Origin of the sequence: Virgibacillus sp. JSM 102003, assembly GCF_041949995.1 — a bacterium.
Taxonomy (GTDB): Bacteria; Bacillota; Bacilli; order Bacillales; family Amphibacillaceae; genus Lentibacillus.
Window position 1 is genome coordinate 205,712 of the sequence record NZ_JBHFQH010000004.1, and the last position, 25,326, is coordinate 231,037.

Here is a 25,326-nt window from a genome sequence, read left to right on the forward strand (position 1 = left end):
CCGTATTCACGATGAATTTTTATCAGACAGGTAAATTCTTATTTTTTCACCCTGTTCAACCTTTGTTCCTGGGCTTGGTGCCTGGTCGATAATATAGTCTCCAGATCCACTTGTCTCGATAGATAAATTCGTCATGTACTGATTTAACTTGCCTTTTTTCAGACCTATCAAGTCTGGCACTTCGACTTTCGGCTGATCTGGCCAGAGGTACTCTTTATCAAGTCCTCCATCTCTTGGCTCTACTCCCATTGCACGTAAACTGTCTCCAATAATGGTACCTACAACCGGGGCAGTAACTACTCCCCCAAACTGAACAGTGTCTTTTGGATTATCTACTGCAACATATACTACAATTTCAGGATCATCAGCAGGAGCAAATCCAATAAATGAGAGTATATAATTGTTCTTTAAGTAACTTCCTCCAGGTCCAACTTTTTGGGCAGTACCGGTTTTACCACCAACACGATACCCGTCAACATAAGCTGGACGCCCTGTTCCTTTAGCTACAACACTTTCCAATGCCTGACGAATTTTTTTAGATGTTGACTCTGAAATAATATTTTCTTTCAAATTGGGCTCAATCTTTTCGACGACATTATTAGTTTGAGGATCTATCCATTCTTTTGCAATATGAGGTTCATATAATTCACCCCCATTTACAGCCGCTGCAACCGCCATTACTTGCTGAATAGGAGTTACTGAAACACCTTGTCCAAATGAAGTGGTTGCAAGTTCAACAGGACCTACATTTTCGGGTTTAAATAATATCCCATTCCCTTCACCTTCTAAATCAATCCCGGTTTTCTTTCCAAAGCCGAAATCTTTAATATAATTAAACAATTTTTCTTCCCCTAAATTCATCCCCAGATTAACAAAGCCCGGGTTGCACGAATTTTGGACAACTTCCAGATATGTTTGCTTACCATGGCCACCGCTCTTCCAGCAATGCAGCTTTGTTCCACTTACAGAGATATCACCATCATCATTATAATGGTCTTTTTCAAGATCTACAGCCCCTTCTTCAAGGGCTGCAGCAAGTGTAATAATTTTGAATGTTGAACCAGGCTCATATGTGCTCCAAATTGGTAAATTACGATTGTATATGTCCGGGTCTACTTTCTGATATTTCTCTGGATTGAAATTAGGACGTGAAGACATCCCAAGCACTCCGCCAGTATTCGGATTAACTGCAATCGCCAGAGCACCGTCTGGGTTATATTTGGATACTACCAAATCAAGTTCACGTTCAATGATTGTTTGAACTTTTGAATTAATCGTTGTTTTTAAGCTCAACCCATCTTCAGGTGCCTTATATTCATCGGCAATCTGCTCCATTTTTTTCCCCTTGGCATCCGAGTAAAATGATAAACTGCCTTCTTCACCCTCGAGTTTATCATTATAGTACCTTTCTAAGCCCATTAGTCCCTGATTATCAATACCAGCAAATCCTAATACGTGTGATAAGTAATTACCATACGGATAATGGCGTTTTGAATCCTTAGCAAGGTAGACACCATCCAGGTTAAGCGTACGAAATTTCTTCTCCTGTTCTTCTGAAATTTTTCTTCCCTCAGGATGTACACGTGTATATACGGCTTTTCTGGTCACATATTCATACGCTTTTTTCTCTGATATATTTAATATATCAGCTATCTTGGCTGCAGTTTCCTGAGGATTTTTCACCTGCTGAGGAACGACGATAACAGAGGGTGCCGAGACATTCTCAGCCAGCACGTCACCATTCCTGTCCAATATGTTACCCCGTTCAGGCTCAAAAGTAATATCCCTGCTCCAGGATTCACTCGCAAGTTCCATCAGTTCGTCACCAATTACAAATTGAACATATCCCAAGCGAACATCAATTATAGCAAAAAATAACAGTCCAAAAAGAAAAACAGTAACTATTCTTTTTCTTACAGTCACGGCAGATACACGTTTCATTCTCCATCCCCTTTTCATAGGTAGGCTTGTATCCACTATATGAATGAAAAAAAATGAATAGAACACTGTTTATGGCAGAAAAGCTTATGTTCCTGTTTAGCGAAGTCTGACTTGAATTGATACCGGAAGGGCTATCTATTGCGCTTCACTTGGTTCATCAGTCTGTTCACCTGTTTGCCCTTCATCCGATTCATTATTGTTATTTTTAGTATCAGGTGGCTGTAATTCGACTGCCAAGTAATCATTCTTTTTAAGAGTAGAACCTTTTTTAATACTTTGACTTTTAACATATCCATTACCGAGTATTTCTATATCTAACTGAAGTAAGTCCGCTAATTGCAATACATCTCTTGTCGACCATCCAATAATACTTGGCATCGTTGGCTTATCAGTGACAAGTAGAAGACGGTCATTCGGAAGCAATTCGTCACCTTCTGCAGCACTTGCTTTTGTTATCGTATTACCAGATCCAATTACAGAGACGTTTAAACCCTTCGCTTCCAGGGACTTCTTAACTGTTGTTTTACTCTTACCTTTTAACTCCGGTATTTCAATAGCTTCAACTGGTTTGGAACTGTCTTTGTCAGGATTAATATTCATGTAATGCAAACTGTTTTGCATGACATTTTTAAATATAAATGAAACAGGTGTTGAACCAGGAGTATTACCCTCTAATTCTGGTTTTTCAACCGATACATACATCATTAGCTGCGGGTCATTTTTTGGTGCCATACCTAAAAATGAGAAAATATAGTTACCATGCCCAGTTAGGTAACCACCTTTCTCTGCTTCATACACCTGAGCTGTTCCTGTTTTACCGGCGACTGAATAATCCTCAAGTTTGTATGGCTTTCCTGTTCCATAGTCTGAAGAAACTACAGACTCCATCAAATCTAGGACTTGCTCTGATGTTTCTTCTGAAATTGGTTTACCTACTACTTCAGGTGACTTTTCCTTGATTGTTTGTCCTGTAGTTGAGTCTACTATTTTTGAGATAACATATGGTTTTAGCATCTTGCCATCATTGGCAATGGCGGTTGCGGCTTTCATTTGCTGAATTGGAGTCACAGTACTAGCCTGACCAAAACCCGTAGCCATTTTGTCACGCGGGTAGTTGTAAACAAGGTTACCTGCATTCTCACCGGGCAAATCAATACCAGTCTTCTGATCAAAATCAAATGCATTTAGGTAATCCAAATACTTTTCTGTACCAATTTTCTCCCAGACTAATTTTGCTGCAGCGACGTTCGATGATCGTGCAAATCCTTCATCATAAGTTATTGAATCCCAGTTGTTGCTCCAATCATGAATAGGAGCTATATTTTCACTTATACGATAGCTTCCTGATTCTAACCACTCATTGCCGTTATACACACCTGCGTTTATAGCAGAAGCCCATGTAAAGATCTTCATAGTCGATCCTGGTTCAAACGGTGAAGAAATCACATCATTATACCAGTTTTCAACATCCGGATTATTTGGATTATAACTTGGACGGTTACCCATAGCCAATACTTCACCTGTTTTAGGGTCCATGACAACAGCTGATATTCGTTCTGGTTTATATTCTTTATTGACTTGGGACATAACGTCTTCAAGCAATGTTTGAACTTTTTGATCAATGGTTAAATATACATTTTCGCCATCTTCAGGCTTCTTAATAACTTCATTTGGATCCAATAATTTCTTATTATAATTATCACGTTGGTAGGAAATATGGCCGGCCTTTCCACTCAGTAAATCATTCATTTCATTTTCGATACCGGTTACGCCATTAATCTTCCCATCTTCACCTTTACGAGCAAATCCTATAATGTTTGACGCAAACATACCATTTGGATAAAATCGCACAGCTTCTTTTTCAAAAGTAATACCTGGTAGATCGAGATTCTCTATTTTCTCTTTGGTTTGCTGAGATAATTCCTTACCAGCATTCCCGAACTCTACTTGAAATTGATCATTTTTAATACCTTTTTTCAGTCGTTCCAATAGATACCCTTGATCAGTATTTAATAAAGGAGCCAGCATTTCCGCAGTTTTTTCCGGATCTTTAACATGCAGTGGCTCCTCTGAATCTTGCGTATATGATTCTTCAACAATTGCCTGAAGACGGAATGTGGGACGATCATAAGCTAGCGTCATCCCATTTTTGTCAAAAATTTTACCCCGCTCTGCATCAAGCGTGTAGGATGCAGTCCGTTTCTCTTTTGCCCATTTTTCTAGTGAAACGTTATTAATTTCTGCGGTAGCCTGAATGTATAGAAACCTGCCTGCTATAAGTAAAAATATGCCAACAAAAATAAGAATTAGAATGCTAGACATGAAATGGGTCGTTTTATTTTTTTTCATAGCATATCCACCTTACTTAGTTGTTAAAAGCTGTTGCTTGTTTCACTTCTGCATCCTGAATTTTCAAGCCATTTTCTTTAGCAATCCTTGTAATGCGTTCAGGTCTGCTTAATTGTTTTTTCTCGTATACTAACCCTTCATTTTCTACTTGCTGTTTCTGTACAGTTTGCTCTAAAGATTGTAATTTTCTGTTTAAAGTGTCCGTTGAAGAAGAAAAAGAAACAATATAAACACAAGCTATAATCAAACAAAATCCAATTACTGAATACAAAACTTTTTCGCCTTTTGTTATCCAGCCTTTTTTATGTACTTTAACAGAAATTTGTTTATCTTTTTGTGGTGCATGTGATGTGTAAGTTTGTTCCCAACTGCGCGCATGGCTTGCACTCATGATTTTTTCCACCCTTCTTCAAATGTGAAATCTTCATTCCACTCATTTATTTTCTCAGCAATCCGTAACTTAGCAGATTTTGACCTGCGATTTACGTCCAATTCACCAATACTTGGTAAAATTGGTTTCTTGTTAATCAGCTTAAATGGTGCCTGATGATCTTTAGGTATTATTGGCAGATTCCTCGGCACTTCCTTCGCTGTACTCCATTTCTTAAATGCTTGTTTGCAAAGCCTATCTTCAAGTGAGTGAAATGTAATAACAGCCACTCTTCCGTTAACTTTAACGACTCTTGCGGCTTGGTGTAATGCGTCGTTAAATGCTTCTAACTCATCATTCACTGCTATTCGCAAAGCCTGAAAAATACGTTTCGCCGGATGCCCTCCCTTTCTTCGTGCAGGTGCGGGAATACCGTCTTTAATTATTTCTACCAGCTGATGCGTTGTTTCAATTGATTGTTCTTTTCTGAACGCTTCGATTTTCCTCGCAATTTGTTTGGAAAATTTCTCTTCACCATATTTATAAAAGATCTTTACCAGGTCGTTGTACGGCCATGAATTAACAATTACATGTGCGTCAAGATCCTGGTCCTGGTTCATTCGCATGTCCAGTTTTGCATCGTGCTGATAACTGAAACCTCTGTCACCACGATCTAACTGCGGGGATGAAACACCAAGATCAAAAAGAATTCCATCAATAGTTTCAATATGATGATTGGATAATTCTTCTTCTAGTTTTCTAAAGTTGGCATGAATAAATGTTATGCGATCATGATAGTCGCGCAGTCTTGATTTAGCTGCTTCAAGTGCATCTAAATCCTGATCAAAGGCAACCAATAATCCATTTTCCCCAAGACGGGACGCAATCTGTTCTGAATGACCACCACCACCAACAGTACAGTCAATATATGTACCATCAGGCTTAATAGCTATACCATCCAAGGCTTCTTCTTTTAGTACACTGTAATGATCAAACATTGTCACACCTACTTCGAGAAAGCTTGTCTTAACGCCAAATTTGAAATTTCTTTAAAAATTGCTAAATTAAATATCAAAATCCATAAGATTTTCGGCAATTTCACCGAATGATTCTTCGGAGTCATTAAAATAATCTTCCCAGTTCTCATTTGACCAGAACTCAATTCGATTAGATACACCAATTACAACACACTCTTTATCCAACACAGCATAATTCCGCAGTGGCTGGGGAATATTTATCCTTCCCTGTTTATCCACTTCACATTCAACTGCTCCGGAGAAAAAGAACCTCGTAAAAGCCCGTGCATCTTTTTTAGTTAAAGGGAGCTTCTTCAATTTTTCTTCGAGTAATTTCCATTCGTCCATTGGGTAGGCAAACAGACACTTATCGAGTCCACGAGTAACAACAAAATTGTCGCCAAGCCCTTCACGGAACTTAGCAGGGACAATTATTCGACCTTTTGTATCAATGTTGTGTTGAAATTCACCCATGAACATAAAGCTATCCCCACTTTCATATTTCATATATTACCACATTCCTCCACTTTTCACCACTCGATTTTCAATATTTTTGTTCATATTATTAAAATAGGTCTTTTGCTTTAGATGAAATCTCCTGAAATTATAGGATATCCAAAGAAAGGGGACATACAAAAAAAGTTGATGTATACTGGTACATCAACTTTTTACAGTGGTTTATTCTATAATAATATAGCTATCCCCCACATTTAATAAAAATGTGGGGGATAGTGGTTGAAATTTAGTTATATATGAATTAAGTGGTGATCTTCTTCAAATGAACAGGATTCCTTAGCTAGCTGTTTTATAAAATATGGCCCATTTTCATTCAGTAACGGCAACGGATTCCATGTCCGTTCCTGAAGTCCCTTATTTGGCCGTATAGCGATTTCGATCAAATCAAATTCAGACAGTTCTTTTTTATATTTCTCTTCTAACGCTTTAATAATTCTTCCTTCAAGGTACTCAATATCACACTGTAAATAATAAAGATTTTTATCAGCTAATTCACCAAGGTCTGCACGTGTATCTTTAGCTATTTCTCGAAGAGGGCTGTGAGCTTTATCAACCGCTTGCTTAATTTCTGCAGCAACCTGTTGTACTGGCGGATCACTTTGTGATGCGAGCCAATTTGCCTTCTTATCTGCTACTCCATAATTAACAGCATTTTCTTCATCTATTGCGTATTTACTTAGCAGTTTTTCCACATTGCGATCGAGGAATGTAAACGATAACCGTGGCAGTACTGGTGGCATATTAATCCCTACTGCTTTAAATGCAGGTTTTAATAGTGACCAATAGCCTACTTCACCCGGTCCGCCAATAAATGCCAGTGTCGGAAACAATAACTCCTGCATGACTGGTCTAGTCACGACATTATTGCTTAATAACTCTGGATTGTTGCTGGCAACATTCAAAAGTTCTTGGTTCGTCAGCAAGATTTCGTTCTGTTTCCCTTCCCACTCCCCTTTGTCATTTCGAACAAGCAGAATTCGCTCATTATCCTTATGATAAAAAAGATGTGCATCAGTAAGTTCCACATCCAAAGACACAGAATAGCCTTTTTGCTTAATTTGCTGTAATGCCTCGTGTACACCTGTACTAATTTCAGTCTGATTTTCAATTAATGTTAAGAAATGATCCTTCTCCAGATTACGCATTTTTGGACTGCCAGAGTCAGCCAGCACAATACCTTCATCATCAAATAATTGATAAATGACGCGTGCAAAAAAATCCACATATGTACCAGAATTCTTTAAACACCCTTTAATTGTTTGATGAAGATTTTTTGTGTATTGTGTTTCTTCCATTTGTTCAAATAACCGATTCACCCATTGATTTGCATATGTTTCGTCAATTGGAATGTCGGAAACGGACCTTTTCTCCACAACTCGCTGCAGCAGTTTGTATTTTTTCATGGATGCCGGTTCCGGTAAATAGATATGATTGATTTCATCAAAATCATGATCTTCACCTGCAATCCAAAAGACAGGAATCACTGGTTTTTGAAGCTTTAATTCCTGTTGTCTGGCAAATTGTATAATAGAAATAATTTTATTAATTGTGTACATGGGGCCCGTCAATAATCCCGCTTGCTGGCCCCCAATAACCACAACACTATCATCTTTTTTCAGACGTTCAATGTTTAAGTATGTAGATTCAGGAGCATCCCATTGCCGGTTAATTTCGAATAGTGTATCTGTAAGCTGCTCACGATCAAATTTTCTATTTTGCAACGCTTGAAATCTACTTTGATAGGTAGCGTCTGTATAAGGGTTATATTCAAAATATTGCATAATGCTTTCCCTATTATTCCTATAATCATCTATTAGTGCATTTTGGTTCTGTAGTTTAATTGGATCGATCCGCATAGATCACATGCTCCTTTTAACGTAATGAAATATATCCAATACGTATTGTACATAAAACTGGTGTTAATTTCATTTAATCTGTTTTAACCCAGTCACAAAATTACTAAACTTTCGCATCTATAGGATAAGTTCAAACAGCTATACTGATAATCCTAGAACGTTTTTAATATTGCCTTGACAGTTAAGAAACCACCATGGCTGCTGATTACGCAGCCATCTTCTATCATGAAAATTATTTTCCATATAGCAAATTTGAGGTTTTGCGGACACCAGAGACCTTATTTGACAGAAATCCACGAAAATGGTGGTGTTCGCGGACACCAGGGACCTTATTTCACACAAATACAGTCAAATAACCATGATATATGTGAAATAAGGGCTTCTGTGTTCGGATAACTTCGAGAAGGTTACTTTTGCATTGAAATAGCGTCTCCTGTGTCCGCTAAAATCAAGTAGAACGGTATTTTCATACAAAGTATTAAATCCTTTCTTACTGCATAAGTGCAACTAAGGCTTATCTATATTAAGGCTTGGTGAATGCCAAGTTTTCTAAACAACATTGATAAAAGTTTTTTGTCCACATAAGATATAAACTGCGAAGTAACATGGAAAAACTAGCTGAGTGCTATGACACCGCTATGGAAATACATTACGCGCACCTAGGGCAACGCTTCAGCTTCCTCGGAAGCCAAAACCGCTTCCTGCGGGACCTTCAGCTGTTGCTGTTTCCGCGGGAGTCTCCATGTATTACCTCCGCTGGGTTTGCTCACTTTATCCCAGAAATTAATCAATGCCTATTGTAACAGTGCTTCTTATCCATAGGGAACACATCATTCTCTAAGCAGGTAATCTCCATCAGTGAAGGCAGAATACGTAGACTCCTATGGGAACAGCACGTTCCGAAGACCCCGGAAGAAGCAACTAAATGAAGGCCGACTAAAACCGTCCTTTGCGGACAACGTCGGCATACCCCTTGCCGGGGCAAGGAGGCTGAGGTCGTGCCCATGGCTAATAAGACACTGCAAAAGCGTTAGCTTGAGCAGATGTCGCATTGGTATCCGGAGCGGTGAAAGCGAAGTATTCTGCCGGAACGATTCTAAGCACTCTACCATTTTTAGAACTTAGGAAAGGCTAAAAATTGCTCACTACTTCGTATTTTACATCAAATACATACCGTTGATTTAAATCCAACTCATGTAGTGTATCTTCAGCCTTTCTTATTCCTTCAAGATATAGGCATTCATTTAACGCTGCGAAAGTTGAATAATTAGTAATAGATACGCAGATAAATACCAATTAAAACCAGACAGATATAAAGTATAAAAAACAGTAGAAAACAAATCCGCCAAAACATTTTAAATGCTTTAGTGAAAATAACTTCAGTATAAATTTTCCAATGAGCAACTACGATAATGGTATATATGCTAATTAATATAACCAGAATTATACCAAAGAATGAAATCCCAAAAATTTCTTTTACTAATGTCCCAACGGCAATTATGTAAAGTAAAGTTGTCCAATTCACAGTATTATGTATTGCTTTCCATTTATGCCTGTACATCTTAACGGAGATTAAATAAACAACCCATGTTGCTAGGATAGGTGCTGTCACAATAAGTCCGATAAAGTAAATAATAAAGTCCAACATGCCTATTCTTTAATCCCCTTCTGTTCTTCCAAACCCTTTATACTAGTATAAAGAAATGTCGTATATGGAATGGAATGGTTGCTCTTTTTAATTAAGTAGCCACATATTGCTTCAATTTCAGTTTTTCTGTTTTCTTGTAAATCTTTTAGCATTGAAGATATATTATTTCCTGTTTTTTCGGCGACTTCCTGTACCCGTTCCCATTGTTGCTCATAGTCTAATTCTAAAACTACCGCAGCCTCACGACATAACTCACAAGCTATACTTTGAATATACAGGTTCTTAAATATGTCTCCATTTTTAATATGAAATAGCGCAGTTATTGGATTTATTACAGCATTAATAATCAACTTCTCCTTAAGTAAATCCTTCCAGTCAGAGAAACCTTTAAAAGAGAACTGCTGCTGATCCAAATCATAAGCAACAGATTCAAGTTTATCTTGATTTCCTGAGAAACTTGCAAGCTTAATAACACCTCTTCCTGTATGTTCAACAATATGGTCATTTATTCGCAAAGCCCCGTGTTCAACTACTCCAACCAAGACCGGCTGGGACATTTCCTGTAATAATGGAATATGCCCCATGCCATTTTGCAAAAAGATAACTGTAGCTTCTTTATTTTTCAGGTTAATAAATGGAACAACTTGTGAAACATGGTGTTGTTTTACACAGACAATTAAATAATCCTCTCCTCGCATCTCACTGATAAGAAATGACTTAACTGATATTGATTCATTTAATTCCGGTGTGGAAATCCCATTTTTATTCAAAACTCTCTTTTGTTGTTCTCTTTTAACATAAATAGTTACGTTATGTTCTTTTGCTAAATAACTCCCAAGTAACAGTCCTGTTGAGCCTCCGCCTATTATTCCGATATCCATACTTGCATTCGCCCTTCTATAATTTTCCTTTAACTAATTGTAGCAGAATAAACACAATATGTATTTAAAGTATAAATTCTATATAATATACAGTATAATAAAACCAAGATTAATTGTATCTGTCATTTCAATCTTAATTTTTTTGTATTATAATAAATTATATAGAAAAACACTTCTGATTTTAAGGGGAGATAGCATGAACCAAATTAAAGTTGAAAAACTTTTAATCAATTATAAGACACTCGAAAAGTTCAAGCGTTTTAAGGAGTATGGCAACCAGGAATTATCAATGCTGGAGGACTTGCAAAGTAATATTGTTGAGAACGACAGCGAATCACCATTTTATGGAATTTACATTGGCAATAACTTAATCGCAAGAATGAGTCTTTACAAGGTTACCGCTAAATATGATGCATATTTTGAGCCACCCCAGGATTACTTGGAGCTATGGAAACTTGAGGTATTACCAGACTATAGAGGACAGGAATATGGAAAAGCGCTGGTCGATTTTGCGAAGAGTTATCAGCTGCCTATAAAAACTAACCCGCGAATCAATTCGCATGGTTTCTGGGAGAAGATGGGCTTTCAAAAAGCAAAATATGATATGGAACGGGACCTTGGTGCAAATCCGCTAATTTGGATGCCTGAAGGTGTTCAGGAAAAAGAATAAACAATACAAAGATAAAGACATGAATGTAATATATAATCATTCATGTCTTTTGTTACACTTTGGAAAAGTAGAATTGGCATATTATAATGAATAACTCCTCTTCAGAATAAGCCACGTCCAGTTTAAATAAATCAAACTCTTTCGCATTTTTGGCTGTTACATTTTATTTTCCTTCACCCAACTCCAGAGGTTCCCCATTTCTCTCCATGCCTCTTCATAACGCTTCAGTTGTGCTTTAAGTAATTCATTTTCCTTCTTTAATTTATTTACTGCCTCTTCCTCTTCTTGCTGAAACAATTGATTTTCGCTAGCAAAATTAGTCTTCATTCTTTCTAACAGCAAAATCGCAGTATTGAGTGGATCATCCTCTTGCATGGATCTTGAATCTGTATAATTCCATGATTTCTGCCTTCCGCCTTGTTTGCGTTCTTCCTTGGCAGAATCAATAGCTTCCTGGTACTGCCTCCGAATTGAAGCATTCCAGCGAAAACCGCATGCCGCTGATGTTCGTGATAGTTGTTTCGCAACTTCTTTAAACGCTTCAAGCTGTGTTTTACCTTCTCTAATATAGCGAAGTACAGTTTCTGCTAATATTATATCTTCATCTTGGGTCCATGCATCTTGACGTGTTGCATTCATAACATCCCTCCTTACACATTTGCTATAAATGTATGCAAAAAGTAGGGGTGATAGAATAAATTTCACTATTTTTGTGAATAGTTTGCATTATTTCCGGTACTTGAATTGTTGTACAGCTTCTTTATGTTCCTCTGATTCCCATAATTTAGCGCAATTTCTAACTTCATCATCCATCAACGCAGAAAAACCTAATATGGATAGCTTCTTTCTATATTGCATTTTTAATATAGTCATTTGATCCAATGACTTTGATATATAAGGTTTTAATAGTTTTTGGTGATCATGCCATAATTCTTCTGAAGCAATTTTATGCAGCCAGCCTTGTTTTTGTAAAAAGGATGCGTTATATACTTCACCTTCCATCAGCCATTGATAAGCAAAGCTTGGATGAACTTTTTCATATAAAAGTGCTCCTCCACCCCAGCCAGGGGTTATTCCTAATTTCGTTTGCACAAATCCAAACTGGGTGTTCTCTCTTGCGATTCTGAAATCACAAGCGGTTGCGATTTCACATCCCCCGCCTAACGCGTCTCCATTTAGCATACAAATAGTTGGAACCGGAAACGAGGCAATCTCATAAAGAACTTCTTTCATTGCATACAACATTGAGAAAGCTTCATCTGTACTTAACTCTCCATGCAGATTCTCCAGGTCCCCGCCCGCACAAAACATCCGAGTTCCATCTCCTGTGATTACCAGAAATTTTATCGGCGTTTGCTTCGCAGTTTCCAATACCGTCTTAAGTTCACTAACCATCTCATTTGAAACAGCATTGAGTTTTTCAGGACGATGTAACTGTATTACACCGTAACCATCTTCATATGTATTATATTGAATTGTTTCCATTATGGAATCCCCTTTTATCACTTATTCCTATCCATAGTAGCATAATTTGTTGTTTTACATATAAAAACAGATCACTAAGCAGTGATCTGTTAATTATAGGCTATTAGAACAATTTAATTGTTAACTACTTCTTTTCCATCATAATGTCCACATGATTTACATACATGATGTGACTTGGTTAGTTCACCACAATTTGAACATTCTACCATGCCAGTTACGTGTAACTTTTTATGAGTACGACGTTGATTTTTAACCTTTTTAGATGTTTTTCTTTTTGGTACTGCCATGACTTACACCTCCTTCAAATACGAAAGCAAAATCAGAATTAATATTCCTATTTCTCTTTCTCGTTATCTTCAAGTAATGATTCCAGTTTTTTCAAACGTGGATCAATCTTCTTTTCGGTTTTTTCCTCTGAAATAAATTCCCAATCATTTCCTTTTACAGGAGCATGTCTTTTGGCTACTTCATCATCCGAAAAAACACGATAAGGAACCTCTAGTAAGATATTTTCCTTGATATATGGGGTTAAGTCAAGTACTTCCCCATCTATAGGATGAATTTCATCTTCTGATTCTTCTCCGCTAAAATAGGTTGATTCAGAAAAAATCTCAGTTGCCTTTATTTCAAAGGGATATGGGACATCGACTAATGTACGGGCACATGGTAAAATCATCTTTCCACTAATTGTAAATGAAAAAACAATTTCGTTCCCCTGATCGAATGCTATACCATATACATGAGCTGAATCAATTTCGCGTATATCATTATTCATTGTTTCCAACTCGGAAACATTAACCCAATTATCGAACGCAAAGGGCTCACTATAGGCATTATTTTTAATTTGACCTAATGTAAATTTCATTTCTATCACCTCAAGGCAACAAGAGTTATTTTAAAAGGAAAATGAACTTTTGTCAACATATTTTCTTTACAGATTAATAATTGTTTAGAAAACTTTGCTTTTCGCCAACCTTTAATTTAGATAAGAATTAGTTAAAATTATGCAATAAAAAAGCAGTTATATTTTCTTACCTGCTTATAAAACTTATATATATTTAGTGTTCCCTTTCCTATTTCTGATAATCATATTTATGTATAATGCGTCTGCTTACGTTTTTTGATACAATTAATACCAACTCAACATATAGGGGATGAGCGTATGGAAGCTTGTGGTTTAATCGTCGAATATAACCCGTTTCATAATGGACATGCATATCATATACAAGAAGCGAAAAAAGTCTCTAATGCCGATTGTATAATTGCTGTTATGAGTGGATCATTCTTGCAACGTGGAGAACCGGCTATTATTGATAAATTTCACCGGACAAAAGCTGCGTTGTCAGCTGGAATTGATATTGTATTGGAATTACCCTATCCATACGCTGTCCAAAGCAGTGATATGTTTGCTAAAGGTTCTGTACATACATTAAATGAGATTGGCGTATCAAGTATCTGTTTTGGAAGTGAATCTGGTGATATATCCCATTTCACTAAAGGCTATGTAACCTATGAAGAGCATAAGTCCACTTATAAGGAAACACTTAAAAGCAATCTAAACCAAGGTCTGTCTTTTCCCGAGGCAAGCAGAAAAGCATATGAGATGATAGGCTTAACCACTACGGAAATGGATTTGTCAAAACCAAACAATATACTTGGCTTCAGCTATATTAAGGCAATTTTTGATAATAATTTAACTATTGATCCTTTAACAATAACACGAACACAAAGCGGTTATCACGACCAAGCGATAACAGGAGCAATTGCATCCGCCACAAGTATTCGAAACAAACTATTTATCGACAAGGCTATCTCAACAGAAATTAGGGACACTTTGCCGTCAGAGACCGTAAATCAGCTCCAATTATATAAACATGAAGCAACTACCTGGCATAAATGGGAACATTATTTTCACCTTGTTCATTATCGTGTGCTAACAATGTCACCAAATGAGCTTGCTGGAATTCACGGTGTTGATGAGGGACTGGAATATCGTATTAAAAGGACTGCTAATGATGTCACTTCGTTTAACGAATGGGTTGAGAAGATTAAGACAAAACGATATACATGGACACGATTACAACGAATATTTGCTCATATATTAACAAATACAACAAAAGCAGATATGGAAGTTGCAAAAAATTCATCATCTGTTCCATATGTCCGTATTTTAGGTATGACAGAAACTGGACAAACTTATTTAAATAAGCAAAAAAAGAATATGAAGGTACCCCTTGTAGCAAATTTAAGTCGTAATACAGATTCTATGCTATCAATAGAAGAGAAAGCCTCAAGGGCCTATTATAGTATACTTCCAGCCAAAAAGAAACGAGCCTTTCATAGGCAGGAACTTCAACCGCCAATCTTAAAGTAAATCTCTTTTAGAAAATATATCTCCTTCATACTGCATAAGTGCAGCTATGATATTAAATGGTAAATCTAAGGCTTTTTATCAACATCAACCCTTCACTAAAAAACTCGTAGAAAAAACCTGTTTTATGCTCGGTAAGCACAAGACAGGTTTTTTACTATTTCGATTCTATTTTTTTTAAATACTTCAATGCATCTTCGAATGTATCTACCGGCACAATTTTCATGTCGGTGTCTATTTCTTCAGCTGTTTTCTTTGCAACCTCATAATTAGACCCTTTCGCTCCATCCTCATTAGGGGCAAAAAAGATATTACAGCCTGCCTGATCAGCAGCAATTATTTTTTTGTCAATTCCGCCAATCGGTAAGACATTTCCGTTGTAGTCCACTTCACCAGTTCCAGCTATCTGATAACCACTTGTTAAGTCATTTTTGTTTAATTGATCATAAATTTCCAATGAAAACATTAACCCTGCACTCGGACCGCCGATACTCCCGCTCGAGAAATTAACCTTTGGATTAACTTTCACGCTTCGATCGGTAACAAGTCGGATTCCAATACCAACTTTTTTATCAGCCTCTTTAAATTTCTCAAGTTTCACTTCTTTTGTTAATTGTTTCTCATCACGCACAACTTCTAATGAGATGGAATCTCCTGCCTGTTTATTTTCCACGTAATTAATTAAATCCTTGGATTCCTTTATTTCTTTCCCGTCTATACCAGTGATACGGTCGCCCGATTTTAATTTTCCATCAGCGGGCATACCATCTACGACCGCAACTACATAAACACCATCATAATTAATTGTAATATCCTCACCAGCCGCCTTATATGCAACTACCTTAGATGCCTCCTGCGAGCTTTCCATCATCTGGAGCTGTGCATGGAAGTACTCATCTTCTGACACACCTTCAGGTCTGACTTCGTTAAGAGGATAAATCTCATGATTGGGCAATACTTTTGCCCATAAATATTGAACTGGTGTCGCTTGTCCTCCTCGAACCGTTACAAGATGCATATCTCCTTTACTTTCGTATCCTCCCTCTACATTGACAATTGGATTAAGTGCATCAGCGCTACCTGGTTTATATACATAATATGGGAGTTGATATGTTGAAATGAAAAATGCTATTGCGATTACAATTAGCAAATAAATTATATGCTTTTTTGTGAATTTCACCGTTAATCCCCTTTCGCCTTTCCTATTAACACCATTATTCCAAATATGATAAAAAGTGTATGGCATAAAAACATGATGTATGTGCGTATATTGATATAGACTCGTACAAATTTAATTATTATGTTACTAATAAAATTTATAAATCAAGCTAGAATCATTCTACTACTATCAAAAAAAGAAGTACAGGGCTAGCTATTCACTAGGGGGCTTTATGTTGACACAAAAAGTCAAAACAATCCTATTTTCCAGTATTACTGTCTTTATTGCTTTTTGTCTAATAAAATATCCAGACCAATCATTTGAAGCTAGTATAAGAGGGTTAAAGATGTGGTGGGAAATCGTGTTTCCATCACTATTACCTTTTTTCATAACTGCTGAATTATTAATCGGATTCGGAGTAGTAAAGTTCATAGGAATATTATGTGAACCGATTATGCGACCGTTATTTAATGTTCCTGGTGCGGGGAGCTTCGCATGGGCCATGGGAATGGCTAGTGGGTATCCTACCGGTGCTAAAATATCTACACGACTTCGAGAAGAAGGTCAGCTCACACAAATCGAGGCAGAACGTCTTGTTTCATTCACAAACGCTTCAAGTCCCCTATTTATATTTGGAGCTGTATCAGTTGGATTTTTTTACGACGTAAAACTTGGCATTTTGTTAGCTTCTGCCCATTATATTGGTAATGCGCTAGTAGGTATATGCATGCGGTATTACGGCAGGGAGAAAGAAAAGAATGTCAAGAAACCTAAGCAACAAAAAGTTTCTATCGTCCAGGCATTCAGAGAAATGCACCGCGCTCGAATGAATGACCCACGTCCATTTGGAAAAGTAGTTGGAGATGCAGTTTTAAATTCAATTCAAACATTAGTAATGGTTGGTGGCTTTATTATCTTTTTTTCCGTTTTAACAAAGCTAATGTTTATCATCGGATTTTCACCAGCAATCTCCACCATTTTTGAGTATATTTTACAATTATTCACACTGCCAATTGATTTAGCACTACCGTTGTTTTCAGGGTTATTCGAGATAACACAAGGGGCAAGAGCAATATCGCAAACAGAGACCGGCAGTTTATTGGCAAAAATTATTGTCGTAAGTTTTATATTAGGTTTTAATGGATTTTCTATTCAGGCACAGGTTGCAAGTATTATTGCTCCTACGGATATCCGATTTTCGCCTTATTTTTTCGCTCGCATCCTGCACGGTTTTTTTGCTAGTATTCTAACAATCCTTCTATATAAGCCACTATATTTGAATCGAACATCTTTCGACTTTAAGGGGGTCCCTGTTTCGAATGGGGTTCCACAAGATTCATGGCTGGCAATACTATACAACCTAAAGGAGTTTGGACCAATAATAACCATTACATTTTTACTAATTGCTTTCATTATTCTAAGCAATAGGCTTAGAACATAAACAAAAGCGCAGGCGCCTGTTCAGTGCCGTATGGACTGTGCTAAGACTGCGAATGGGTCTACGTTGCCAAAGGATGTGGTGGTTTTACGCTAACATTATTTATTTCTTATCGTAGACACGAGGAGGGAAGTCCACTAGACTTCGGCCGGTGATGCCACGTCCTGTGACGGCACTAGTACGTCCTGTACGTCGGAGCTGGACGTGGCTAATTCGGGAGTCCAGTTATCCAGAGCACTTAATTTTTAGGTTCTAGACAAAAATAAAATAGATGTTGTATCATCTCACTGAACAACATCTTTTTATGCTAGCTATACTTTTTCTTTAATGCTCTTTCTACTGGCTCAGGTACGAGGTCAGATACATTAGCCTTGTATTTGGCTACTTCTTTTACAATACTTGAACTTAAAAATGAATATTGATTATTTGTCATCATAAATAATGTTTCTACTTTTTCATTAAGCTTTCTGTTCATAGATGTGATTTGCATCTCATATTCAAAGTCACTAACAGCCCTCAACCCGCGTAATACCACTTGTGCCTTTTGCTGCATAGCATAATCGATTAATAATTCATTTGATTCATCAACTGTAACATTAGGTAAATGCTTTGTGGATTCCTCTAAAAGAGCTACCCTTTCCTCTACTGTAAATAAAGGAGCTTTTGATTGGTTATTAAATACGACAACTATGACGTTATCAAAAACACTGGCACCTCGTTCTATTATATCCAGATGCCCATATGTAACCGGATCGAAACTGCCTGGACAAATTGCTAATCTGCTCAAAGAAAAGCTCTCCCTTCTAGTTCTTTTTATAGATTGTAATGCCGATTGTTCCACCATAATGATCTTGTTTTACTACGGAAAAACGTTCACTATCACCTGGCAATTCTTCTGCTGTATCATGTTCGCAATAAATCATGCCATTTTCTTTCAGCAGCTGAAGCTTATCAATTTCATCTAATAACGTTCCATAGTTTATCTTTTTATAGGGTGGATCCAGTAAAATCAAATCAAATTGTAACTCCCTTTTTGATGCTGCATTAATGGCACGAAAAGCTTCTGTTCTATAAACTTCAACCCTATCATCCAAATTTAATGATCTAACATTTTCATGAATAGTATGTATCGCTCTTGGGTGTTTATCAACAAAAATTCCTCTTTCCATCCCTCTGCTTAAAGCTTCAATCCCTAATGATCCGCTGCCAGCAAACAAATCAAGAAACATACCATCTTTAAACAGTGGCCCTAAAACTTGGAATACAGCTTCTTTTACTTTATCTGTAGTTGGCCGTGTGGTTTTACCTGGCACCGCTTTCAATTGTCTGCCCTTATGCATCCCTGCTACTACTCGCATATGACCACCTCAATAAACCATATTAATCCTAACAAAACAAAAGAGCAAGTTTATAAACTAATAAATTTAAAAAATATAAGCAAGCGTGTATATAATTTATTACCATGTACATAATAGCATAGTGAGACAGCTAAGATTAGCTTGGTTGTTTCAAAACACGGAGAAGACTTACACTTCCCCATAAGTTCTTCCTCCGGTTTCTCCTCTCCCTTTGCCTTTTTGTTTTCTAACAAGAAAACAAAGGGACCTGCAGAAAATATCTGCAGGTTTTTCTTTTGATAGATAAGAAAGTATAAATACTATCTTACTGTATAAGTGCAATATAGGCTTGGCGATATGCCCAATTTTCTAACTAACCCCTAAACAGAACAAAAGCACAAGCGCCTGTTCAGCGCCGAATGGACTGCGCTCAGCGCTGCGTGTGGGTCGACGTTGCCGCGCAAAGCGGCGGTGTTAGTCGATCTTCCTTTTCCCGTGTGAGATAAAGGATACACGAAGAGCGTAAGCTGCCCCACAGGACGTGGGGGTAGGTCAACGTTGCCACAGGATCTGGTGGTTTTAGTCGAACATCCTTTATTTCTTATCGTAGACACGGGGAGGGAAGCCCACTAGGCGCTAGGCGCTGGCCGGTGAGAACGCCACGTCCTGTACGTCGGAGCTGGATGTCGCTGATTCTGATGTCCAGTATCCACAGAACTTAATTTTTATAATTTCCTATATACCAAAACAAAACCTTTGCGGTCACCTTATGTATCACCGCAAAGGTTTAAATTCCCATTTTATAGTCATATTGTTTAGCCTTATCAGGTTTAGCATTTTCATAGTTGGTTCGTATAAAAGGTTTATATGACCGATCAATCTTGGATACAAAAGAAAGCTTCAGTAATTTAGTCTCTATCATTTCCAATTCTTCCTGATCCACATAAATTACTGCATACTTTAACTTTCTGGAAGAGTATATTAGGTGTCCATAACGCTTTATCTGTTTTAAGTTTTTCATATGCTGAAACCAAACAATTAACCCTTGACGTTTCGTTATCATCGGATATCCCCGCTAACATTATGTTTGCAAATAAGTGTATCAGATAATAACGTATACATCAATAATTATTAAGAAGCCTTACAACCGCAACCGCCGCTTCCGTGACCGTGACCACAGCCGCCATCACTTAATGCTGCTCCGTCTTTCGGTGCTTTAATATCATCGCTTACACTAAAAGCAATATACTCACTTACTTCATCAAGCAGCTTTTGTAAGTTACGTTCAGCAATCTTAAACGCTGCAACCTTGTCATTCATATCCATTTCACGCTTTGTAGAACGGACTTCTTTCATAATTTGGTTATAGTCAGGATGATACCTTCCAAAACGTTGAACGTCTTCATAATGACCTTTTGTATCTTTAAACGCTTTTATAAGCCGTTGTGCTTCATCATCTTTTCTTACATTATTAAGGGAATCTTCGTAGGCTTCCATAACATCTGACTTTTGAATCATATCACTGACTATATCAGAATGGTCAAGTATATCTACATATTCCATTGTACCAATCATTTTTTCACCTCCTACTTAATTTTACCATGTAATTCCCTTAATGAAAACGTTATTCGGTTAATCTTTCATTGCCCCTGCAAATTGAATAAGCATATTGACCATTTGTACTTGATTACCTATTTTCTCAACTTGTTGAGGAATTGTTTTTCCATAGAATTTCTTTGATTCCTTGTGGAGCTCACTAACCCTATAAGGATCTCTTGAAAGATATCGATACCACACCGGATTATAGCGCACAAAATTAGCTAGTTTGGGATTTTGTTGCAAGTATTGATATGTTGATGTCTGCATTGTTTCACCTCTAATCCCGACCCCAGTTAAACGGATTATCTGGTTTCCTGAATTGCTGCGGAGGGGTTTTTTTTGTCTGAAATTGGCCTAATACATCTTGAATTGTTGTAATGGTACTACTTAATTGGTGTACCTGCTTTTGCACTTTATCTAAATCGACATTTTCCGATAGTTTCATCAACTGACCAAACAATTCAGCTTTTCCTTCTTTTGACTTGCCTCCAACCTCTTCTTTCTGATTATTCCTATAGCTATCCCAAAACGGATCATCTTCACCAAGTAATGCCCACTTCTCGTAATATTCTTGCCAGCTTCTTCCGCTTTTACGGACTTCTTCAATAAGCAATGGATGCTTATTCATAAATACTTTAAACTCCCTAACACTAGGGTGGAGCTTATCATCACTCACTACTTTTCACCTCATCATAGTTATCTGTTACTAATTATTTTATGTAGTTTAATCAAACACTGTGCGTAGAACAAAGAAGCACAATTATATTCTACCTCAGATAACTTGGCTAATTGTAAAAGGGAATTTTTTTCATGCATAAATTCTTAGAGTTAGGACTTAATGGCAAATAGCTTTGATGATCTAATAAAGAGACTTTCTTAACTGTCAAGCACAAAAGCGCAAGCGCCTGTTCAGCGCCGTATGAACTGTGCTCATCGCTGCGGGTGGGTCGACGTTGCAACAGGATGTGGTGGTTTTAGTCGAACATCCTTTATTTCTTTATCGTAGACACGGGGAGGGAAGTCCATACGGCGCTGGCCGTTGAGAACGCCACGTCCTGTACGTCGTAGCTGGACGTGACTGATTCGGCATTCCAGTTATACACAGCACTTGAATTTTATAGTTCCTAAAGAAATAAAAAAACGCATCGTCTTATGCGTTTTTTCAATTCTTACCTATTGTTTTTTTAAGAAGTTTTGTGTGTAATAAAATCGATAAACGCCTACCCCTAAATGTGTATAATCCTCTTTCAGTAATGCCTGCCGGTGTCCTTCACTGTTTAGCCAACCATGCATAGCTGATGGTACGTCCGGATACTGTGCAGCTATGTTCTCACCAGCTGCCTGATAAAACACTTCTTTTGTTGCTAATCGCTCCTTTAAACCATCCCCATCCAGGCCATAGTGGGAAAAGTAATTATTCACAGCCATATCCTTACTGTGAAGATAAGCAACAGTACTAACGGTTTTATCCCATTTTAATGAGGGTTCATCATATTGATTCCGGATAACGTTTGTTATATCAAAAACCTGCTGTTCCATTCCTGTTTCCACTTTTTCCCATTGTTTATCAGTGAGGTTAGGTTTTTCAGGCAAATCACCTCGATACTCCATCTCATAAGGACGATGCTGTAAGAGTAAATCGGCAGATAATATCCGGATGGATGACAACTTTTCTGTAAATGTATCGAAATAGAGCTGCATAAATATATCGTCCGTTAGCTTTACTAATGGTCGTGCCTGTAATTCTTCATCCTTTAAACGAAATGTATAGGAAGCAAGCCCTTTATGATATGAAACTTCATTTGTAATAGAGAACTCCTGTTTTATTGATTCATAGTCCTGCCCTATTTCAATAGGTTCAAGTGATAAATCCTTTCCAACAGCATATATTGTTCTAATTTCATTATCATCTATTCCAAATTGAATGTATTGTTTATGCTGATCTTTGTATACCCACCATTCATATCCATATCCACTTCTGTCTCTTCTCACTGGTTCTCCGAGAGTTTCAGTTAACTCATCCGTTGACTTATCTATCCACTTAAAAATATCCCCCTCCAACGGAATAGTTGATCTCTCCTCAGGTATTTGCTTGGTTTTTTGCATATTTCCCTTAGTTTCCAAAGTACTGCTAAAATCATCTATTGCCTTTTGGGAAGGCAGATGATTTTTTTCATAAAGATAATAACCACCGATTATAATTAAAACTAGCAGTGCAATTACTCGAATAAACCGCATATATGCTTCCCCTTCTATTCAACCTTTTATTATTAACTGTATGTGAGAGTTTCCGAGTACATTCTCTTTTCTCTATTTTTTTAGAAAACTTACTTAGCTTCTCGTTATGTGACTAGTATTAAAACGTATTTAGATTGCTAAGAATCCTCACATTCTGGTGTGAAAAACTAGCTGCTTTTATGGAGTAAGATAGGATTTTTACTTTATAGCTTCCAATTGAAAACAACCGTATAAACTTATACGGCTGTTCTCATTATACTACATTAATGAAGTTCTGGCCGCTCCGAAATTTCTTCAAGGGCATGACCTGCTGCATCATTTGATTTATCCTCAAGTGAAAGATCACCCAGTGAAACAATACCTACTAGTTTACCATTATCGACAATGGGTAAACGTCGGATTTGCTTTTCAGCCATTAAATTACTCGCTTCCTCTACTGAAGTATCTGGTGAAGTGAAATGCAGTTTATCACTCATAACTTCCTGTATCTTTGTTGTATCTGGTTTCTTATCAGCATACCCTCTTAAAACTAAGTCACGGTCGGTTATTACACCTAGAAGTTCCTTTTCATCAGAACAAACAGGTATCACACCAACATTTCTCTCTTTCATCTTCATAGCTGCATCATGTAACGTATCATCTTTTCGACAAACAACTATGTCCGTACTCATTATTTCTTTAGTAGCTTTCATAACGCTTCCTCCTTAGTTGATTTTATCGTATCACCTATTATTCATTCCCAATTTCCTAAATAACTTTCATCCATTCTTTGAATTTTCTTTTCGATTGCAACTTGAGCTATTTCGTATTATTATTGTTATGTGAGGAAAAAGATGTGAGGTGGATAAAATGAGATTAGAAAATACAGGCATTGAAGATTCTATTGTTGATGTGAAACCATTAGATCACCTAATGGCAAAACACGCTTTTATTCGTGGTGGCCAGTGGGATTACGAACGTGTCACTTATGACTATAAAATCGGTTCGAAAGAAAAAAACATTACATATTATATTCGTATTTTTGGCTATGCAGTCGAAGGTGACGTCGACCGTGGAAACGCTGTTATTAAACTTACAACACCATTAATCGGTAAACATTATTACCCACATGGAGTAGAATATGGTGAACAGGAAAATTTCCCTGAAAACCTAGTGGAACGTGCAACTAACCTGGTATCAAAAGTCAAAGAAGAAATTGACAAATACAAAAAATAAACAGGTAACAGACAATACACAAGTACTATTAAACCAAACCAACTGCTAAAAATAATAAGAGCAGTTGGTTTTTTTATCACTTATATCGCTATATTTATCTGTTCAAACCACGTAATTAGTGCTATATTTTTTATATACATAATTATCCTAATTAAAGAAAGGAGACATCAATTCAAATTGTTTCGATCTATATCTAAACGCCAATGGACATTAATTTTTTTAACGATATTTCTAATACTAGTCTTTTACTTTATACTACCAGTCTCTATACCTTTAATTGTCGCATTAGTTACAGCCTTAATTCTTAACCCTTTAGTTAGGATTCTACAACGAAAAGTTAAAATCAGCCGGAAATCATCAGTAATTGTCGTGTTCCTATTGTTTTTAATATTCATGGGGATTTCGGGGTCATTTGTCGTAACAAAAGCCGTTACACAAGTTGTTACATTCGTAGAAGATATCCCTTCACACTTTAATGAACTTAATACTGTTTATGGAGAATGGGAAGCAGGTCTTGAAAGTTACACACAAAGTTTACCACCTGAATTTATAAACCAGATTTCCGGGAGCATAGAATCACACCTCACTAATTTAAGTAATGCAGCAAAAGAAAAAATAACTATTGAGAATATAGCACAAATCTTTGCACAAGTACCGCAGTATCTTATCAGTTTCCTTGTGTACATAATTGCACTGTTTTTATTCATGCTCGAATTACCGCTGCTTAAAGCGAAATTGTATAATTTAATGACAAAAGAAACAGCTGAAAAGGTTTCCTTTATGAATAACAGACTTGCAAGTGTTGTACTCGGATTTCTCAAAGCACAATTTCTTGTCAGCATCATTATTTTTATTGCTACTTTATTAGGCTTATTTTTAATAGCACCTGAAGTAGCTATTATAATGGCACTTATTGTTTGGATAGTTGATTTCATTCCAATTATAGGGTCGATTATAATCGTTGGGCCATGGTCACTATTTATGTTGATTTCAGGTGACACAGTAATGGGCATAAAGTTAGCGATACTGGCAATTATATTATTGGCCATACGAAGAACAGTCGAACCAAAAGTAATGGGGCAGCATATTGGACTATCTCCCCTTGCCACCCTTATTGCCATGTTTCTAGGAATTAAGCTGTTGGGTATACTTGGCTTTATATTAGGGCCATTATTCCTGATTGCCTTTAATTCAGCTAAAGAAGCTAAAATAATAAAATGGAATATAAAAATATAAA

At 37.0% G+C, this 25,326-nt stretch carries 26 protein-coding genes; 5 read left to right on the forward strand and 21 right to left on the reverse strand.

Annotated elements, in window-relative coordinates:
• Positions 1-6 precede the first annotated feature (6 nt).
• The 8 genes from ACE1TG_RS06410 to ACE1TG_RS06445 form a co-directional block, all read right to left on the reverse strand.
• Positions 7-1,941, reverse strand: a complete 1,935-nt coding sequence (locus tag ACE1TG_RS06410; protein ID WP_375051532.1) for a stage V sporulation protein D — start codon at positions 1,939-1,941, stop codon at positions 7-9.
• Positions 1,942-2,076: 135 nt separating this feature from the next.
• Complete coding sequence (locus tag ACE1TG_RS06415) at positions 2,077-4,290, reverse strand: penicillin-binding protein (RefSeq protein ID WP_375051533.1); 2,214 nt, start codon at positions 4,288-4,290, stop codon at positions 2,077-2,079.
• A 16-nt stretch (positions 4,291-4,306) separates the two neighbouring features.
• The gene (gene ftsL / locus ACE1TG_RS06420; protein ID WP_375051534.1) at positions 4,307-4,681 is read right to left on the reverse strand and encodes a cell division protein FtsL; all 375 of its coding nucleotides are present in this window, start codon (positions 4,679-4,681) and stop codon (positions 4,307-4,309) included.
• Positions 4,678-5,658 (reverse strand): 16S rRNA (cytosine(1402)-N(4))-methyltransferase RsmH, encoded by a 981-nt coding sequence (rsmH, locus tag ACE1TG_RS06425; RefSeq protein ID WP_375051535.1) that lies wholly within the window; start codon positions 5,656-5,658, stop codon positions 4,678-4,680. Before rsmH ends, ftsL begins: the two co-directional genes overlap by 4 nt.
• A 66-nt stretch (positions 5,659-5,724) precedes the next feature.
• Positions 5,725-6,156 (reverse strand): division/cell wall cluster transcriptional repressor MraZ, encoded by a 432-nt coding sequence (gene mraZ / locus ACE1TG_RS06430; protein WP_209482098.1) that lies wholly within the window; start codon positions 6,154-6,156, stop codon positions 5,725-5,727.
• Between the two features lie 266 nt (positions 6,157-6,422).
• Positions 6,423-8,048, reverse strand: coding sequence for a bacillithiol biosynthesis cysteine-adding enzyme BshC (gene bshC, locus ACE1TG_RS06435; RefSeq protein WP_375051536.1), 1,626 nt, complete (start codon positions 8,046-8,048; stop codon positions 6,423-6,425).
• A 1,267-nt stretch (positions 8,049-9,315) separates the two neighbouring features.
• Entirely contained in the window at positions 9,316-9,696 is a 381-nt protein-coding gene (locus tag ACE1TG_RS06440) for a DUF3397 domain-containing protein (protein ID WP_375051537.1), read from the reverse strand.
• A 2-nt stretch (positions 9,697-9,698) separates the two neighbouring features.
• Positions 9,699-10,577 carry a 2-dehydropantoate 2-reductase gene (locus ACE1TG_RS06445; RefSeq protein WP_375051538.1) on the reverse strand — a complete coding sequence of 293 codons (879 nt, stop codon included), beginning with the start codon at positions 10,575-10,577 and terminating at the stop codon, positions 9,699-9,701.
• Positions 10,578-10,773: 196 nt separating this feature from the next.
• Here ACE1TG_RS06445 and ACE1TG_RS06450 point away from each other — a divergent pair, with 196 nt between their 5' ends.
• Complete coding sequence (locus ACE1TG_RS06450; RefSeq protein ID WP_375051539.1) at positions 10,774-11,247, forward strand: N-acetyltransferase; 474 nt, start codon at positions 10,774-10,776, stop codon at positions 11,245-11,247.
• Positions 11,248-11,403: 156 nt separating this feature from the next.
• On the opposite strand, the gene ACE1TG_RS06455 is transcribed toward ACE1TG_RS06450, so the two are convergent.
• From ACE1TG_RS06455 to ACE1TG_RS06470, 4 genes are all read right to left on the reverse strand, one after another.
• A complete protein-coding gene (locus ACE1TG_RS06455) occupies positions 11,404-11,886 on the reverse strand; it encodes an RsfA family transcriptional regulator (RefSeq protein ID WP_375051540.1) in 483 nt (160 codons plus the stop codon).
• An 87-nt stretch (positions 11,887-11,973) separates the two neighbouring features.
• A complete protein-coding gene (locus ACE1TG_RS06460; RefSeq protein ID WP_375051541.1) occupies positions 11,974-12,732 on the reverse strand; it encodes an enoyl-CoA hydratase/isomerase family protein in 759 nt (252 codons plus the stop codon).
• 113 nt (positions 12,733-12,845) lie between these two features.
• Entirely contained in the window at positions 12,846-13,019 is a 174-nt protein-coding gene (rpmF, locus tag ACE1TG_RS06465; protein ID WP_092493049.1) for a 50S ribosomal protein L32, read from the reverse strand.
• Between the two features lie 47 nt (positions 13,020-13,066).
• The gene (locus tag ACE1TG_RS06470) at positions 13,067-13,597 is read right to left on the reverse strand and encodes a YceD family protein (RefSeq protein WP_375051542.1); all 531 of its coding nucleotides are present in this window, start codon (positions 13,595-13,597) and stop codon (positions 13,067-13,069) included.
• Between the two features lie 297 nt (positions 13,598-13,894).
• Between ACE1TG_RS06470 and ACE1TG_RS06475 the strand changes: the two genes are divergently transcribed.
• Positions 13,895-15,106, forward strand: a complete 1,212-nt coding sequence (locus ACE1TG_RS06475) for a nucleotidyltransferase (RefSeq protein ID WP_375051543.1) — start codon at positions 13,895-13,897, stop codon at positions 15,104-15,106.
• 154 nt (positions 15,107-15,260) lie between these two features.
• Here the strand turns inward: ACE1TG_RS06475 and ACE1TG_RS06480 are convergent, their stop codons facing one another.
• Positions 15,261-16,283 carry a SepM family pheromone-processing serine protease gene (locus ACE1TG_RS06480; protein WP_375051544.1) on the reverse strand — a complete coding sequence of 341 codons (1,023 nt, stop codon included), beginning with the start codon at positions 16,281-16,283 and terminating at the stop codon, positions 15,261-15,263.
• 214 nt (positions 16,284-16,497) lie between these two features.
• On the opposite strand from ACE1TG_RS06480, the gene ylbJ reads away from it, so the two are divergent.
• A complete protein-coding gene (ylbJ, locus tag ACE1TG_RS06485) occupies positions 16,498-17,703 on the forward strand; it encodes a sporulation integral membrane protein YlbJ (RefSeq protein ID WP_375051604.1) in 1,206 nt (401 codons plus the stop codon).
• Positions 17,704-18,007: 304 nt separating this feature from the next.
• Here ylbJ and coaD read toward each other — a convergent pair whose 3' ends face one another.
• From coaD to ACE1TG_RS06525, 8 genes are all read right to left on the reverse strand, one after another.
• A complete protein-coding gene (gene coaD, locus ACE1TG_RS06490; RefSeq protein ID WP_375051545.1) occupies positions 18,008-18,487 on the reverse strand; it encodes a pantetheine-phosphate adenylyltransferase in 480 nt (159 codons plus the stop codon).
• Positions 18,488-18,503: 16 nt separating this feature from the next.
• Positions 18,504-19,058 carry a 16S rRNA (guanine(966)-N(2))-methyltransferase RsmD gene (gene rsmD, locus ACE1TG_RS06495; RefSeq protein WP_375051546.1) on the reverse strand — a complete coding sequence of 185 codons (555 nt, stop codon included), beginning with the start codon at positions 19,056-19,058 and terminating at the stop codon, positions 18,504-18,506.
• A 766-nt stretch (positions 19,059-19,824) separates the two neighbouring features.
• A complete protein-coding gene (locus ACE1TG_RS06500) occupies positions 19,825-20,100 on the reverse strand; it encodes a YlbG family protein (protein ID WP_375051547.1) in 276 nt (91 codons plus the stop codon).
• A 68-nt stretch (positions 20,101-20,168) separates the two neighbouring features.
• The gene (locus tag ACE1TG_RS06505; RefSeq protein ID WP_375051548.1) at positions 20,169-20,612 is read right to left on the reverse strand and encodes a YlbF/YmcA family competence regulator; all 444 of its coding nucleotides are present in this window, start codon (positions 20,610-20,612) and stop codon (positions 20,169-20,171) included.
• A gap of 57 nt (positions 20,613-20,669) precedes the next feature.
• Complete coding sequence (locus ACE1TG_RS06510) at positions 20,670-20,903, reverse strand: YlbE-like family protein (RefSeq protein WP_375051549.1); 234 nt, start codon at positions 20,901-20,903, stop codon at positions 20,670-20,672.
• A gap of 10 nt (positions 20,904-20,913) precedes the next feature.
• The gene (gene ylbD, locus ACE1TG_RS06515) at positions 20,914-21,312 is read right to left on the reverse strand and encodes a YlbD family protein (RefSeq protein ID WP_375051550.1); all 399 of its coding nucleotides are present in this window, start codon (positions 21,310-21,312) and stop codon (positions 20,914-20,916) included.
• A gap of 497 nt (positions 21,313-21,809) precedes the next feature.
• Positions 21,810-22,874 (reverse strand): CAP domain-containing protein, encoded by a 1,065-nt coding sequence (locus ACE1TG_RS06520; RefSeq protein ID WP_375051551.1) that lies wholly within the window; start codon positions 22,872-22,874, stop codon positions 21,810-21,812.
• A gap of 263 nt (positions 22,875-23,137) precedes the next feature.
• Positions 23,138-23,566, reverse strand: coding sequence for a CBS domain-containing protein (locus tag ACE1TG_RS06525; RefSeq protein WP_375051552.1), 429 nt, complete (start codon positions 23,564-23,566; stop codon positions 23,138-23,140).
• 157 nt (positions 23,567-23,723) lie between these two features.
• Here ACE1TG_RS06525 and ACE1TG_RS06530 point away from each other — a divergent pair, with 157 nt between their 5' ends.
• Together ACE1TG_RS06530 and ytvI are read left to right on the forward strand one after the other, a co-directional pair.
• Positions 23,724-24,089, forward strand: coding sequence for a YugN family protein (locus ACE1TG_RS06530; protein ID WP_375051553.1), 366 nt, complete (start codon positions 23,724-23,726; stop codon positions 24,087-24,089).
• A gap of 177 nt (positions 24,090-24,266) precedes the next feature.
• The gene (gene ytvI / locus ACE1TG_RS06535) at positions 24,267-25,325 is read left to right on the forward strand and encodes a sporulation integral membrane protein YtvI (RefSeq protein WP_375051554.1); all 1,059 of its coding nucleotides are present in this window, start codon (positions 24,267-24,269) and stop codon (positions 25,323-25,325) included.
• Position 25,326: the final 1 nt, after the last annotated feature.